This window comes from Brevibacillus brevis (genome assembly GCF_900637055.1).
GTDB classification, from domain to species: Bacteria; Bacillota; Bacilli; order Brevibacillales; family Brevibacillaceae; genus Brevibacillus; species Brevibacillus brevis.
The window spans coordinates 4,201,963-4,217,601 of record NZ_LR134338.1; the positions used below are offsets into that span (position 1 = coordinate 4,201,963).

The 15,639-nt window shown below is 49.6% G+C and carries 14 protein-coding genes, 1 other RNA gene and 1 pseudogene; 3 read left to right on the plus strand and 13 right to left on the minus strand.

Annotation, left to right across the window (positions count from 1 at the left end; genetic code table 11):
• Positions 1-51 precede the first annotated feature (51 nt).
• The 4 genes from EL268_RS33455 to cymR form a co-directional block, all read right to left on the minus strand.
• Positions 52-807, minus strand: coding sequence for a methyl-accepting chemotaxis protein (locus EL268_RS33455; RefSeq protein WP_232029957.1), 756 nt, complete (start codon positions 805-807; stop codon positions 52-54).
• Positions 777-1,712: a methyl-accepting chemotaxis protein gene (locus EL268_RS33460; RefSeq protein WP_232029959.1), complete on the minus strand. Its 936-nt coding sequence runs from the start codon at positions 1,710-1,712 to the stop codon at positions 777-779. The genes EL268_RS33455 and EL268_RS33460 overlap by 31 nt, the downstream gene beginning before the upstream one ends.
• Before the next feature lie 169 nt (positions 1,713-1,881).
• Entirely contained in the window at positions 1,882-3,027 is a 1,146-nt protein-coding gene (locus EL268_RS20235) for a cysteine desulfurase family protein (RefSeq protein ID WP_106656729.1), read from the minus strand.
• 210 nt (positions 3,028-3,237) lie between these two features.
• Positions 3,238-3,657: a cysteine metabolism transcriptional regulator CymR gene (cymR, locus tag EL268_RS20240; RefSeq protein WP_106656730.1), complete on the minus strand. Its 420-nt coding sequence runs from the start codon at positions 3,655-3,657 to the stop codon at positions 3,238-3,240.
• A 97-nt stretch (positions 3,658-3,754) separates the two neighbouring features.
• Between cymR and EL268_RS32885 the strand changes: the two genes are divergently transcribed.
• The gene (locus tag EL268_RS32885) at positions 3,755-3,928 is read left to right on the plus strand and encodes a hypothetical protein (RefSeq protein WP_164724499.1); all 174 of its coding nucleotides are present in this window, start codon (positions 3,755-3,757) and stop codon (positions 3,926-3,928) included.
• Positions 3,929-3,945: 17 nt separating this feature from the next.
• Here the strand turns inward: EL268_RS32885 and EL268_RS20245 are convergent, their stop codons facing one another.
• The 7 genes from EL268_RS20245 to EL268_RS32890 form a co-directional block, all read right to left on the minus strand.
• Positions 3,946-5,304, minus strand: coding sequence for a replication-associated recombination protein A (locus EL268_RS20245; RefSeq protein ID WP_106656731.1), 1,359 nt, complete (start codon positions 5,302-5,304; stop codon positions 3,946-3,948).
• A gap of 6 nt (positions 5,305-5,310) precedes the next feature.
• Complete coding sequence (locus EL268_RS20250; protein ID WP_106656732.1) at positions 5,311-6,066, minus strand: tRNA threonylcarbamoyladenosine dehydratase; 756 nt, start codon at positions 6,064-6,066, stop codon at positions 5,311-5,313.
• A 93-nt stretch (positions 6,067-6,159) separates the two neighbouring features.
• A non-coding RNA gene (gene ssrS / locus EL268_RS20255) (6S RNA) lies at positions 6,160-6,341 on the minus strand.
• Between the two features lie 50 nt (positions 6,342-6,391).
• Positions 6,392-8,182: an aspartate--tRNA ligase gene (gene aspS, locus EL268_RS20260; RefSeq protein WP_106656733.1), complete on the minus strand. Its 1,791-nt coding sequence runs from the start codon at positions 8,180-8,182 to the stop codon at positions 6,392-6,394.
• 24 nt (positions 8,183-8,206) lie between these two features.
• Positions 8,207-9,481 carry a histidine--tRNA ligase gene (hisS, locus tag EL268_RS20265; protein WP_106656734.1) on the minus strand — a complete coding sequence of 425 codons (1,275 nt, stop codon included), beginning with the start codon at positions 9,479-9,481 and terminating at the stop codon, positions 8,207-8,209.
• A 488-nt stretch (positions 9,482-9,969) separates the two neighbouring features.
• A complete protein-coding gene (locus EL268_RS20270; protein WP_106656782.1) occupies positions 9,970-11,493 on the minus strand; it encodes a coproporphyrinogen III oxidase in 1,524 nt (507 codons plus the stop codon).
• 94 nt (positions 11,494-11,587) lie between these two features.
• Positions 11,588-11,758: a hypothetical protein gene (locus EL268_RS32890; protein ID WP_162837767.1), complete on the minus strand. Its 171-nt coding sequence runs from the start codon at positions 11,756-11,758 to the stop codon at positions 11,588-11,590.
• A 155-nt stretch (positions 11,759-11,913) separates the two neighbouring features.
• On the opposite strand from EL268_RS32890, the pseudogene EL268_RS20275 reads away from it, so the two are divergent.
• Both EL268_RS20275 and EL268_RS20280 read left to right on the plus strand, forming a co-directional pair.
• A pseudogene (locus EL268_RS20275) lies at positions 11,914-13,813 on the plus strand (SH3 domain-containing protein).
• 239 nt (positions 13,814-14,052) lie between these two features.
• On the plus strand, positions 14,053-14,547 hold the full coding sequence (locus EL268_RS20280) for a DinB family protein (protein ID WP_106656783.1): 495 nt from the start codon (positions 14,053-14,055) through the stop codon (positions 14,545-14,547).
• A gap of 69 nt (positions 14,548-14,616) precedes the next feature.
• Here the strand turns inward: EL268_RS20280 and EL268_RS20285 are convergent, their stop codons facing one another.
• Both EL268_RS20285 and dtd read right to left on the minus strand, forming a co-directional pair.
• A complete protein-coding gene (locus EL268_RS20285) occupies positions 14,617-15,168 on the minus strand; it encodes a short-chain dehydrogenase (protein ID WP_106656735.1) in 552 nt (183 codons plus the stop codon).
• 26 nt (positions 15,169-15,194) lie between these two features.
• The gene (dtd, locus tag EL268_RS20290) at positions 15,195-15,632 is read right to left on the minus strand and encodes a D-aminoacyl-tRNA deacylase (protein ID WP_106656736.1); all 438 of its coding nucleotides are present in this window, start codon (positions 15,630-15,632) and stop codon (positions 15,195-15,197) included.
• Positions 15,633-15,639: the final 7 nt, after the last annotated feature.

A 15,639-nucleotide genomic window follows, 5' to 3' on the forward strand; every position in this document is an offset into this window, starting at 1 on the left:
CAGAAAGGAAAAATCCACTTTTCTTGAAAGTGGATTTCTCATATGCTCGTCTTAAATTGTAAATCGTTTTACTTGTTCTGACAACTGCTCGGCCATTTTCGCAAGCGTTTCGGATGCCGCTGTCATTTCCTCGGACGTTGCTGACTGTTCTTCGGACGCTGCTGCTACTTCCTGTGTATCTCTTGCCGCTGTTTCCGCAAGTCCAGCTATTTTTTCGGAGTGACTCACCAATTGGACTGTATCGCGATGAATCGCTTGAGCAGCATCGTTCATGCGATGTACTTGCTGGCTGACGTCTTGAACGGCTACCAAGATTTGTTGGAAGCTGTCTCCTGCCTGGGCCACTCCTTCGCGTCCATCCTGTATAGCGACTGCAGTCGTTCCCATTTCCGATACTGCCGCGAGAATATCTGTATGGATCGTATGAATCAAGCCTGCGATCTCTTCTGCAGCCTCACCCGATTGCTCAGCCAGCTTACGCACCTCTTGGGCCACAACCGCAAAGCCTCGTCCCTGTTCCCCCGCCCGTGCAGCCTCGATAGCAGCGTTCAAAGCCAATAGATTCGTCTGGTTGGATATTTGACGAATGGTCGTGATGATTCCGATGATTTGCTCGGATTGAGAGCCAAGCTCGCGGATCACCTGCTCTGTACGACGGGCATGATCTGTGATTTGATCCATTTCTAGTACGAGTTCTTGCAGCTTGCCTTCCCCAACCTGTGCCAATCGATTTGCGTCTGTCGCATCAGCATTTACTTGATTAGTCGAGGCCGCGATTAGTTGGATATCTCCACCGATGCGAGACAAAAAGCTGTATCCGTTACCGTTTGTTTTTGTTGTTCGGAACCTGTAGCGATTTCCGAAGAAGCCATGGATATTTGTTCGGAAGCACGTGCACTTTCTGTCGCACTCGCTGTTAATTCTTCCGAAGCTGCCGCGACCTGTTGGGCTACTCGCTGCACCTCGTTGACCATGCGGCGAAATACCCCCATCATCTCGTTGTACATCGACGATAATTCCCCAAGCTCGTCCCGGGAACGTACAGTCACTTGCGTGGTCAAATCTCCTGTCTCTGCACGCTTCATTGCCAATACCAGCTCTTTTAGCGGTCGAACCAGCTTGTTGACAATAAAAATTCCTGTGACCAGCGCTAAGGTGGCACTTACCAGGTTGAGGAGAAACATCATCGGACGGCTGCTCTCAATCGTCGTTAGCAAATCATTTTCGTAGCTGCCAATAGCTAGAATCCACCCGTTTGGCAGCTGCTTATACGCCGCCACTTTGGTAGAGCCTCCGAATTCATATTCGATCCAGCCGTTTTTTTGAGCGAGCATGACTTGCGTGAATTCTTCATTCGCCAAAGAGGTATTCTCGACTTTCGGGTCTGGATGAAAGATGGCGTTTCCACTTGCATCCAAGATATAGGCGTAGCCAACCATGCCATTTGGCTTGTAGTATTTTTCGGCCACCTCGCGTGTTATTTCGTTAATTTTCTGTCTGTTCCCCTCATTTATCGTTGCATCTTGAGCGTAAACAGCCAGCTCTCGTGCCTTCATTTCCGTTATGTATTGCAAGTCAGATACAGCCAGCTTGTATAGCGCGCTGCGTGCATTTTCAAATTGGATATAGCCGACGACCATTAATGGAAGCATGGTTAGGATGAGTATCGTAAACACCAGTTTGTAGCGAATAGAGTAGCGTCTGGCCAACATGAAAGTCCTCTCCTTATCGGGTGATCCGGATTATATAGTTCTTCAGGATTAGTACTACAGCATCATTTTACCATCCTCTTCCACAATTCACCACAAACTCCAATAAGAAACCCGCTTTTGCTCAAACGAAAAAACCGCTTGGCTTCATCCAAACGGCTTTCATCCTTCGTTATTCTCGTACCAAGCGCTTTACAATCGCAGCAACCGCTGTAGCAGCCTGCTTCGCCTCTTCCACTGTATTCGTAATCCCAAAGCTGAAACGAATGGCTGAATGCGCAATCTTCTCGTCCAAGTGCATCGCTTTTAGAACGTGTGACAGCTCTAATGATCCGGATGTACACGCTGAGCCACTGGCTGCTGCAATCTTGGCGATATCCAGATTCATCAGCATGGTTTCTGTATGGGCACCAGGGAAGGACACATTTAAAATATGGGGCAATGCCTGCTCGCTATGTCCATTCAGGCAGAACGTAATTCCTGCTTCCTGCCAGACTGCAATCATCGCTGCTTTCATCTGCTCATATTTTTCAACCCGCTCGGCCATTTCCTCGCCAGCGACCTTTGCCGCTTCGGCAAAGCCAACAATCCCGGCCAGGTTTTCCGTTCCCGCTCTGCGTTTGCGCTCTTGTGAACCGCCGTGCAATATCGGGGAAAACGGAACCTTACGCGCTAAATACAAAGCGCCGACTCCTTTTGGACCATTAATTTTATGGGCGGATACCGAGAGCATATCAACAGGCAGCTTCCGTGCATGGACAGGAAGTACACCAAAAGCCTGTACGGCATCCGTATGAAAAACAATCCCTTTTTCACGCAGGAAGGTACCAATTTCCTCGATTGGCTGGATCGTTCCTACTTCGTTGTTTCCGTACATAATGGACACCAGAACCGTATCCGGGCGAACCGCTTGTTTCAGGTCTTCCAAGCGGACCATGCCTGTCTGATCAACAGGCAAGTACGTCACTTCAAATCCAGCCTGCTCCAAAAATTCACAAGCATGCAAGACTGCATGGTGCTCGATTTGCGAAGTAATGACGTGACGACCACGTTCGCGCTGTGCCATTGCAGCACCGATGATCGCCATATTGTCGGCTTCTGTCCCGCCACTCGTAAAGATGAGCGATTGCGGATCAGCATCCATAAAGTCGGCAATCGTATCTCTCGCCTGCTCCAACGCTTTTCGCGCTTCGCGACCTGCACCATGGACACTGGATGGATTCCCGAATACTTGAGTCAAATAGGGAGTCATAGCAGCAACTACACGTGGATGTACCGGCGTAGTAGCTGCATGGTCAAAATACAATAGATCTGACAATGCTGTCACCTTCTACCAACTTATAGTACGTGTTCAAAAAGTCGGCTTTTTAGCACCGAGAAGATGGCGAGAACCGAACGAAGGAGGAGCGGAGTGTAGGTAATCTACATGAGCACCGGACTTCGGAGGTGAACGCCATATTCGATGTCGAATGAGCTTTCTGAGCTACTTCGTGATCAAAAGACGACTTTTTGAACAACCTCTTATATTCTAGATGTAAAACATATAATTATCAGCAGGACCATCGTCTTCAAAGCTGATCAAGTCTTGAAGGGAAGTCGAATCCAGAACAGCAGAAATACTATCCCGAATACGCAGCCACAAATAACGCTTAGCCGGATCTTCTTCCTCTGCAAATTCCACAGGGCTGATCGGTCCTTCCAGCACGCGAATCACATCACCAGCAGAAATCTCATCCGGCTGCTTCGCCAGAACGTAACCGCCATATGCGCCACGAATGCTTTTTACCAAACCCGCGTTACGCAGAGGCGCAATCAATTGCTCCAAATAATGCTCGGACAAATCGTGTTTTTGGGCGATGCTCCGTAGTGAAGTCGGCCCTTCTCCGCAACGGTTGGCCAATTCCATCATGATCGTCAGCCCGTAACGTCCTTTCGTCGAAATCTTCACGTTAACAACTCTCCTCTTTGTATCGGTAATACGCGCCCGCCCCCTACATGTCTTCTGTATCGTGGGACACACTAACATCTTAGGGGGTGATATGCAGATGACAACAAACAAACGCTCGGAACGAGGTCCCAACCACCCGTCCGACACCTTGTACGACCAACCCGCAGGCACGATTGCTCACAAAGCCCGTTACGGTGCGAGTGAGCAGAGCAAACAACCGAATGAAAACGGTGATTTGCCCAATAAACCAGGCGGAAATGTCCGCACTTAAAAATGTTAGCTCCCCCATTATTCGGGGGAGTTTTTCCTTGGCAACCCACGTCCATCCATCTTCTGTCTTTCTTCCTGGAAGCGGCGAATGTGACGCTCATAGCCGTGATCCTTTGGCTGGTAGAACGAGTAGTTTACACCGTCAGGCAGATACTGTTGAGGTACATACCCATATGGATAGTTATGCGGATACAGATATCCCTGACCGTGTCCCAGCTTCGCAGCTCCCTTGTAAGCAGAATCTCGCAGATGAATCGGTACTTGCTTGTGACCATCCGTTCGGATGCGATCCAACGCAGAATTAATTCCGTTGTAAGCGGCATTGCTTTTGGGGGCGGTTGCCAGGTACGTCGTCGCTTGTGCTAAAGGGATACGCCCTTCAGGCATCCCCATCAATTCTACCGCCTGAAAGCAGGAAATCGCAACTGTGATCGCTTGCGGGTCAGCATTTCCGATATCCTCTGAAGCCGAGATGACCAAACGGCGAGAAATGAACCGTGGATCTTCTCCGGCATCGATCATTCTCGCCAACCAGTAAAGAGCTGCGTCCGGATCAGAACCACGAATGGATTTAATAAAAGCAGAGATCGTGTCGTAATGGTTGTCCCCACTCTTATCGTAGCGTACAGCCCTGCGCTGAATGGATTCTACGGCGACGTCCAACGTCACGGTAATTCGTCCATCCGCTCCTGGTTGTGTCGTTGTCACCGCCAGTTCCAATGCGTTCAGCAAACGTCTGGCATCCCCTTCCGCGTATTGAATCAAATGCTCTGCCGCTTCCGGTTCTACAGTGACAAATAGCTCCGCCAATCCGTTTTCTTCATCAGTAAGTGCCCGATCCATGACCTGCTTCAATTCCTCATGAGAAAGCGATTGAAGGGAAAATACTTGTGAACGCGACAAAAGCGCCGGGTTCACCTCGAAAAAAGGATTCTCCGTCGTAGCGCCGATCAAAATGATCGTGCCTTCCTCCACATAAGGAAGAAGGGCGTCCTGTTGGGATTTATTGAAGCGGTGAATCTCGTCTACGAACAATGTTGTCCGCTGACTGTCCATGACGAGCCGCTCCTTTGCCGCATCAACCACTTTGCGGATGTCAGCGACACCAGCCGTAACGGCATTTAACTCGGAGAAATGCGTGCGTGTGGTTCGGGCAATGACTTTTGCCAGCGTTGTTTTCCCTGTACCTGGAGGTCCGTAAAAAATGACAGAGGACACTTGATCTGCTTCAATCGCGCGTCGGAGCAGCTTTCCAGGAGCCAAAATATGCGATTGTCCGATCACATCTTGAATCGATTGCGGCCGCATCCGCGCAGCCAATGGCTTCTGTTTGCCCCCACTCTGCTGGTCGTAGGCAAACGTGAATAAATCATCCATGTTCCACTATCCTTTTACAGGCTGCCACTCCAAAATATCTCTTGCCACTACACTGGCCAAAATTAAACCAGCTACAGAAGGCACGAAAGCATTGCTTGCTGGAGGCATCCGCACTTTGCTAATCGGTGAATTCGGGTTAGAAACGATCTGTTCGCGTACATCTACACGTACGGTTACGGGAATCTCACGGGAATAGACAACTTTTACCCCTTTGTAGATACCGCTTTTCCGCAGCTCACGACGAATGACCTTTGCAATCGGATCATAACTCGTTTGGGAAATATCGGCAACCTCAAAACGGGTTGGGTCCATTTTGTTGGCCGCACCCATGCTGGAAATAATAGGGATATTGCGACGCTTCGCTTCCTTAATCACATGGAGCTTCGCGGACATGGTATCCATGGCATCCACGATGTAATCCAATTCATGCTCAAACAGCGCATTCGCTGTTTCTTCATTGTAGAACATATGAAGTGTTACGACCTCGCACTCTGGATTGATCGTCGCGATACGCTCCTTCATGAGCTCAGCCTTTTTTTGACCGACTGTGTTCAACGTCGCATGGATTTGGCGGTTGATGTTCGTAATGTCTACTACATCCTTATCCACCAAAACGAGCTTGCCTACACCTGTACGCGCCAGTGCTTCTACTGTAAAGGAACCGACTCCGCCAATTCCTAATACAGCAACGCGGCTATTTTTCATTTTTTCCAAACCTTCGGGACCGAAGGCCAATTCACAACGAGAAAATTGATGAAGCATATTTCGTGTCACCTTTCATTCGCAAGCGAGATTATTGTGGTTGTTCAACACGGACTTATAGTCAATCGGAAAAGTAGGATTGAAGTAGAAAAAAGGAGCCCCATTATGCCGTGTTGCTCCTTAGTTTTGAACCTGCACATCGCAGGTGGGTGTCTTGCCGAACTGTTACAGACGTCCACTCTAAGGAGGCATGCCTTTACAATCACGGACGAAAAACTCCCTAAACAAACTTTGTGGCTCAAAACTATCGGATGTCACGAGCATCGCAGGGCTTTCATCATAGTATTACCAATGTATCAAAGAGCAATGCAGTTACGCAAGTCGATTACGCTTCTCCCTTTTCTTCTTCTGTGACAACTGTTGCAATGGACAGCTCTTTCAATTGCTTTCCGTCTACTACATCTGGAGCGTTTACCATCAGGTCGCTCGCACTTGCTGTTTTCGGGAATGCGATGACTTCACGCAGGTTGGTGCGGCCAGCCAAGAGCATAATCAGGCGGTCCAAGCCGAGAGCGATTCCACCGTGTGGAGGTGTACCGTACTCGAATGCATCCATGAGGAAGCCGAATTGTTTCCGCGCCTCTTCTTGTGTAAAGCCAAGCGTGGTAAACATTTTTTCTTGCACCTCGCGCTTGAAGATCCGCATGGAACCTCCGCCGAGCTCATATCCGTTGAGAACCATGTCGTACGCTTGTGCGCGCATTTGACCTGGATCGGTGTCGAACAGGTGCAGATCTTCGTCTTTTGGACGTGTGAACGGATGGTGCAGGGCAACGTAGCGTTTTGCATCCTCATCCCACTCAACCAGCGGGAAGTCTACTACCCAGAGGAATGCGAACTGGCTTTGGTCAATCAGACCAAGTTCAGCACCCAGCTTGGAACGAAGAGCACCCAGTGCATCTGCTACTACTTTTGGTTTGTCTGCAACGAACAGGAGCAAGTCGCCTTCTTCTACCGCCAAGCGTGCTTTCATCTCGTTCAGTTCTTCTTCTTTAAAGAACTTCGCAATTGGCCCTTTGACTTCGCCGTCTTTGAAGCCGATCCAAGCCAAGCCTTTCGCGCCATAACGGGAAGCGAATTTGCCCAGGTCGTCTGCTTCTTTACGGGAGTAGTGTCCGCAACCTTTTGCGTTGATCGCTTTTACTTGTCCGCCGCCAGCTACTGCTGCTGCAAACACTTTGAAGTCACTTGTCGCAACCAGATCAGATACGTCTGTCAGCTCCATGCCGAAGCGTACGTCTGGTTTGTCAGAACCGTAACGCGCCATTGCATCCGCATACGTGAGACGAGGGAATGGAGTCGGTACGTCTACGCCAACTGTTTGCTTGAATACGTGAGCGACCATCTTTTCCATCATTGGCAGGATTTCTTCCATAGACAGGAACGAGGTTTCAATGTCCACTTGGGTAAATTCAGGCTGACGGTCAGCACGCAGGTCTTCGTCACGGAAGCAACGAGCGATTTGGTAATAGCGCTCCAAACCGGATACCATCAAAAGCTGTTTGAACAGCTGTGGCGATTGCGGCAGTGCGTAGAACTCGCCTGGATGCACACGGGAAGGCACGAGATAGTCACGTGCGCCCTCAGGAGTGCTCTTCTGGAGAATTGGAGTTTCTACTTCCACGAAGTTGTTCTCATCCAGGTAGTCACGGAATGCTTTCGCTGCTTTGCTGCGCAAAATCAGGGAGCGCTGCATTTCTGGACGGCGCAAGTCCAGGTAGCGGTATTTCAGACGAACTTGTTCATCTACATCGATCTCGTCTTCAATCAGGAACGGAGGCGTTTTTGCATCGTTCAGGATTTCGATTTCAGAGATGTGCACTTCTACTTCGCCGGTTTTGAGCTTCGGATTGACTGCTTCTGGTGCACGGTTCACAACTTTCCCTTTTACAACCAGAACGTATTCGCTGCGTACCTTGTCAGCCGCTTCCCAAGCTTCTTTGTTGTACTCTGGGTTGAATACGATTTGGACGATACCCGTGCGGTCACGGAAGTCGATGAAGATAACGCCTCCGAGGTCGCGACGCTTTTGTACCCATCCGTTCAGTACGACTTCCTGCCCAACGTGTGCTGTTGTTACTTCTCCACCATGTACGGTGCGATATTGCCAAGACATGATCATTTCCCCCAACGATTTGTTTTATTGATTCGCTTTTGCAGCGAGTACCGAGACGAGTTCCTCGCGTTTCACTTCTTGTTGCTCGCCTGTTGCCATTTCTTTTAGAACAACCGTGCCATTCGCTAATTCAGACTCACCGATGATCGCCGTGAAGCGAGCCTGTAGACGATCTGCTTGCTTTAGCTGTGCTTTCATTTTTCGATCCAGATAATCCAGCTCAGCTGCAACCCCTGCTTGGCGCAATTGGTCAACGAGTACGAACGCTGTTGCTTTTGCTTCTGGTGTCTGAACTACTACGAAGCAGTCAATGCCACCCGAGATCGGCAATTGAACACCTTGCTTTTCCAGAGCCAACAGCAGACGCTCGATACTGAGTGCGAAGCCGATGCCTGGCATATCGTCGCCGCCCAGCTCTGCAACCAGTCCGTTGTAGCGCCCACCGCCACAAAGCGTTTCTACCGCACCGATCTCCGCCATTTTGATTTCAAATGCGGTCAGTGTGTAGTAGTCCAAGCCGCGAACCAGACGCGGATTTACATGAAACGGAATATCCAGTGCGGTCAAGTAGTCTTGCACTGCTTTAAAGTGAGCTGCGGACTCTTCACTCAAGTAGTCCAAAATGGACGGAGCATCCATTGTCAGCGATTTGCACTTTTCATTTTTGCAATCGAGCACACGCAACGGGTTGCGGTCAATACGAGATTGACAATCCTCACACAGCTCGGTGCGAACGCCGTTCAAATGTGCGAGCAAATGCTCACGGTGACGCGCCCGGTCTTCTCCTGTACCTACGCTGTTCAATTCCACAGAAAGTCCTGTCAATCCGAGCTCCTGATACAGACGAATCGCAAGGCCAATGACTTCTGCATCGATCGCTGGATCGCTTGAACCGATCGCTTCTGCACCGAATTGGACGAATTGGCGATAGCGGCCTGCTTGCGGACGCTCGTGACGGAACATCGGTCCCAGGTAGTACAGCTTGGTAGGCTGATTAGGCACACCGTACAGTTTGTTTTCCACGTAGGAGCGAACAACGCCCGCGGTCCCTTCTGGACGCAACGTGAGAGCATCCGTACTGCGCGGATTGGCTACACTGTACATTTCTTTTTCCACGATGTCAGTCGTCTCGCCTACACCCCGTTGGAACAACTCTGTGCTCTCAAACAGCGGCGTGCGAATTTCCGCGTAATTGGAGCGGCGACACAGATCGCGGGCCTTGGCCTCCACGTAGTGCCACAGCTCTACAGTACCAGGCATGATATCCTGCGTACCGCGTGGGATCTGGATTCTTGTCATTCCTCTCGAACCTCCATGTCTTTTCAAAAACTCGGGCTAAAGCCAAACCTCCAGGATCAAGGAACTTATTTATCGTCAAATAAAAAAGCCCCTCGCCTCCTGACATTTAGCAATTCGCCGCATGTCAGGGACGAGAGACTGGTTATACTCCCGTGGTGCCACCCTGTTTGAATAGCCCTACATCACAAAAGGCTATCCCACTTATTAGCCGTTAACGCCGGCACACGCCTGCCAGTTACTGGGGAAAGAGATTTCTTTCAGCCGTTCACTGCGGTCTTCAGGGATGTCATTCACCAAGCCGTTATACGAAAGCACTCTCAGCCACGGCGCTTTCTCTCTGGGCATCCGGTTCCTGGATACTTGTTCCCGTCATCAGATCATTGTCTATTCAATAAAAAAGCTTAATGTGAATCATAGCAAACCCGCCAACAGCCGTCAACAGGCGCTTGAATAAAACTTTTTTTATTAACCACAAGTATATCCATCACTTACTTGTCAGATACCTGTCCAGCTATTCTCGCACCCGAATAAATCTCATTCAAATCACGGAGCTTGTTTTCGACTAGAACCTTGTACGTGTCATTGTACGTTTTCGGGTCCTTTGGATTCGGAAAGCGCGTCAGCTTGCCGCTTCCTGGAGCCATCAGCTTGGATACCGCACCACAGCCGAGACCGAGGATGGTTTGTACCTCTTCCATGATCATGATGTTGTAGATGCTCTCCTGCCCTGGCTTGGCATACCCGACATTCTCCAGATTTCCCAAAATGTTTTTCTGACGATACAAATAGTACGGGTCATAGCCGTTCGCCGTTGTCCACTCGGAGGCCATCTCCATCATCTTGCTGATCTCGTCGCGACTGGCTACCTTGTAGCGGTCTTTGTTCTGCGTCATCTCAGATGCTCTCTTGAAAGACAGTGTATGAACCGTCAGAGAAGCAGGCATCAGCTTTTCTACCTCTTGGAGGCTGTGCGCCAGCTCGGCAACGCCTTCGTTTGGCAGCCCGATGATCAGGTCCATATTAATATTAGTCAAACCCATCTCCATGGCCAGATGGTATTTCTCAATCGTCTCTTCGACAGTGTGATGACGTCCGATTGCCTGGAGCGTCTCCTGCGTGAACGACTGTGGATTAATGCTGATCCGATCCACTTCCCACTGCTTCATGACATCGAGCTTTTCGCGTGTGATCGTGTCGGGTCTTCCCGCCTCAACCGTCAACTCGCGCACATCTCCCATGTGTGGGAAGGAACGATGCATCGTCTCAAACAGCTGGTTCATGTCATCTGCGGTAATACTTGTAGGGGTTCCGCCGCCGAAATAAATGGACGTGATCCGTTGGTCATTCGCGTGAAGCCACTCCCCCATCCGCTCTATCTCGTAATGGAGACCTTCGAGAAACGGATTAACCGAAGCCGTATGACTGCGAATCGCGTAAGCAGGAAACGTACAGTACGCACACTTCGTCGGACAAAATGGGATGCCGATATATACCGATAGCTCGCGGTCAATCTGATACAAATCAGGCACGACGTAGAGCTGCTTGTCTACGATTTCTTGCAAAAGCTTTAGCTTGTATGGACGCAAAATCACATCCTGCTGCAATCTCTTGTGCGCTTCCTGTCTGTCTACACCAGCGGCGTTCAACTGATGCAGCAGTTTTGTCGGGCGTATCCCGGTCAAAATGCCCCAGCCTTGCTCCATACCCGTGTATTCTTCCAGCATCAATAACAGCGCATAGCAAAGAGCTTGCTTGGCCGTCTTTTTCATCGCTTTTTCATCACGTGCTACGTAGTCTCGCTCCACCTGATGAGAGATGCTTCGTTTGCCATCGAATAACTCACCTGATGCTACGACTCCATTTTCATGCACGGTCAATGCCAGCTTGATTTTCAAATCAGCCTCACCTGTCCACACGGGCACAAAAGCGAGCGCTGGATCTTCATAAAATAATGCGAGAATTAAGGAGAGTTCCCGCTCGAATGCGTGTCCCTCACATATGATCTGTATCATGGAGTTCACCTGCTTTTTCAAAAATGCCACTCCTCATCATAGCCGACGAGAATTACTCGGGTCAACTAGACAAGTTGTGGCATCGTGTGCAAGGTTACTTTCGTTTTTGCCGAGGATGTTGGATATCCCGCAAGCCTGGATGAAAATCTTGGGCCATTTCCACATTTTGCAGTGACGTTTCTTTCTCCAAATCGTCTTGAAAATCAACAGACAAAAACTGCCGATTCAATCCTTGCGCGAATGTTTCCTTCTTTGACTGTCTCACGATGAATTCCTCCTGATAAGCTGCGTGCGCTAGCGTCTAGTAAAATCTAGTATTGCCTAGCCTGCCAAAAAGCAATCAGGGAACCCATGCAGAACTTTGTCGTTTTTTGCAGGAAAAAGCAGGAGAAATAGCGAAGTGATTGTTTTGGTAAAAACATGCAAGATCGCAATGAATTCAAAATGCTACGTATTTCGGAAAGGATGTCTATCGTGTTTGTTCGTCAAAAAATCCTGAGGAGTCTCCTGACTGTCGTCTGTGCCATTTCCCTCCCCGTTTCCGCAGCTTGGGCCGCCGGTTCTGTTCAGGTCACCGTGGACAAGCTCAATGTCCGTTCAGGTCCTAGCCTCCAAGACGCTATCGTCACTACACTGCCGAACAAAACTGTGCTGCCCGTCATCTCCTCCAAAAATGACTGGATTCAGGTAAAACTTCCGAACGGCCAAAGCGGTTGGGTAGCGAACTGGCTCGTCAGCACACAGCAGCAACAACAGCCACAACAACAGAAACCAGCAACTGCATCTGCCAAGCAAGTGGAGAGCACCACAACGAATCTCAATGTTCGTTCTGGACCCGGTCAGACGTACGCAGTCGTACAAACAATCAATCCAGGTACTCGCTACCCCATCGTGCAAAAAAGCGGCGAATGGATCGAAATTCAACTCAACGCAGGAACAAAAGGCTGGGTCGCAAACTGGCTTGTAAAAGAAGTAGGTGCGGGACAAGCTGTTTCTCCTCCCTCTACAGGCATTACACCTCCAACGACCAATCCTGCGGGCTCAGGCTCACAACCGAAGCCTCCTGCCGTACAAGGCCAGCCTAACCTTGGATTTCGCTCCGTACGTATACGCCACGCCAGATGCCAGCACACCTGCTATCGGTCAACTACATGCGGGCGAGAAAATCACGGTCTTGAACAGACAAAATGGCTGGATTCAATTCCCTTACGATGGAGTCAATGCTTGGCTCTCCACCGATCAAACCAACCCGAACACAGGTCAACCGACTCTGCCCGAAAATGGAAATGGAAGCACGCAACCTCAGACTGGGCAACCATCTTCTTCAAGTCAAAGCGCCACAGTAAAAACGGACGGATTGAATCTGCGCAGTGAACCGAACACAACCAGTGCCATTCAAGCTACACTTCCAGTCGGAAGCAAGCTGACTGTTTTGGAAAAACAAGGAGACTGGTACCGCGTCAACACGGCGGCCGGAAAAGCTGGCTGGGTGGCAGGCTGGCACATTACGGTGAATCAACCAAGCATGCCTACTCCGAGTGGACCATATGTGACGATCATGAATCCAGATACCAATGTTCGTTCTGGTCCGAGTACCGATCACGATATTATCAAACAGGTACAGCCTGGTGAGAAATACGGGATTGCCAATAAATCAGGCGAGTGGTTCCAAGTAAACTTCCCTGACGGCTCCACAGGCTACATTGCAGGTTGGCTCGTTTCTGCTAATGGAGCGCCAGCCGTGGTACGCAGTAATGATCTTGCCGGCAAAGTCATCGTCGTCGATGCTGGTCATGGTGGTACAGATGGTGGTTCGACTGGCTCCAGCTTCTCTACTTTAGAGAAAACGGTCAATCTGCAAGTATCTCTGCTCCTGCGCAACAAGTTGGAATCGGCAGGTGCCAAAGTCATCATGACACGGGCTGATGATCGCAAGCTGACCCTGCAGCAGCGCGTCGACATCGCGATTCAAAATCAGGCTGATATTTTTGTCAGCGTCCATCATAATACGCATCCAAACTCAGCAACGAATGGCTCGATTATTTTCTACTACAGCCAAGGTAACTCTAGCAAGCTCGCCTCCCTGGTTCAAACGGAACTGGTGAAAGCGACGAACTACAAGGACATGAATTACCGGTACGGAAACTATTTCGTTCTACGCGAAAACCCGGTGCCATCCATTTTGGCAGAGATCTCCTTCTTATCCAACTACAACGACGAGATTCGCGCACGTTCCGAGAAACAGCAGGATCTTGCAGCGGAAGGTCTGTTCAAAGGGATCGTCCAGTACTTTAATACACAAAGCAATCAGGGAGGCTGATCCCTCGCTTACCAAAACCCTCATGCGAAAGAAGCTGGCTCAAGCCCTCTCGTATGGGGGTTCTTTTATGGCCCTTCCGATCACATCAAGGCAAGGCAGGCAGGAATTCCCAAAGGATTTGCGAATATCATAAGGCATCGAAAGGAGTGATGACGGATGAAAAATAATCACAACATCAGCAATCGCACGGTAGGGACGCAGGTGATCACAAGTTAACCTTTGAAAATGGAGTGATTTCTATTAAAACGATGTTTGAGTACAATTGGATGGTTCGTGAAGAATGGCTGAAATGGTGCGAGGATGTCCCGATGGAAGAATTGCTTCGTCCGCGCATCGGGGGTGTCGGTGGTATTTTGCACACACTGTTTCATGTCATTGATGTAGAGTGGAGCTGGATTCAAGTCATGCTGGGAAGGCCGGATTTCCAAGAAAGCTTCGACCTGCACAACCGGTTGGAAAAAGTCCGTGAGCTGGAGGCGACTTTTCGCTCGGATGTGCTTCAATTTTTGAACAATTGGGATGAAAATATGGAAACAAAAGCGTTTCAGGATACGAAACCTGACGGCAGCATCGCTACGTACACATGGGGTGAAATTTTGCGGCACATGATCGCTCATGAAATCCACCATGTCGGACAGCTATCGATATGGGCTCGAGAAATCGGGAAAAAGCCGATTTCCGCAAACCTGATCGGCAAAAATCTGATCCTCCCTTCAACCACTTTCATTCACTAACCCAATTCAGTACTGAAACGACAAAAACGATTGCAATTGGCAATCGTTTTTGTTTTTGACTTTTCCGTATTAATACGCCGGGCGTTTTTCCCACGGCTCAACTTGACCGACGATCATTTGCCGTTCAGTTTTTTGCAGAGCGTCAATCACCCCAGCCGCAATCTCATCATTCGTTAGCCAGCGTGAATGCGCACCTGCACATGTAAACCCGAGGATGACCCGTCGATATTTACAAACTTCTGATGTAGGTTCTATCGGTGGATTTCTCCAAGCACTGCTCCCACACACATGCAGCAATTGCCAGCGCTTCTCAGGACGCGACAGTTCTTCCACGATCACAGGCAGTGCATGCGGTGCAGTTGAATGAATCCACGCGACAACCACATCCATCGGCCCTCTTTTCTCTATGAGCTCGGCCATAGCTTGACGTAAGCCGTCTGTCTGGTGATAGTCTTGAGGCAACACATGAATCGACTTTGGATGAGTTGAACCGTCTCTGACACTTCTTAATTTGACTGGATCACGGCCAAGCACGGTTACTTGATAACCTTGGCGAGCCAGCCATCGGGAGACCTCTGTAAGCATGCCACTCGCACCGATCACCAATGCTTCTTGGGTCATGGTTTCATTCCCCCTGATGGTTGTGTTTATGATTCCACAATCAGTGTGACAGGACCATCATTTAACAGACGTACGTCCATCATGGCGCCAAAGCGTCCTGTTTCCACCTGGAGACCTTTTTCTCGCAGCTTGGCGTTAAACAGCTCGTACAGCGGTTCAGCCTGCTCTGGACGTGCGGCAGCCATGAAGTTCGGTCTTCTGCCCTTTCTGCAATCGCCATACAACGTAAATTGTGATACGGACAAAATTTGACCACCCTTGTCTAAAACAGAGAAGTTCATTTTGCCTTCCTCGTCTTCAAAAATTCGCAAGTTCGCAATTTTGTCTGCGATAAATTCTACTTCTTTTTCTGTGTCTTCATGCGTAATTCCTACCAGCAGCATTAACCCGTGATCAATTTGTCCGACGACTTCACCTGCTACGGTAACACTCGCTTCTCTCGTTCTTTGTACGACAACCCTCACACTGACT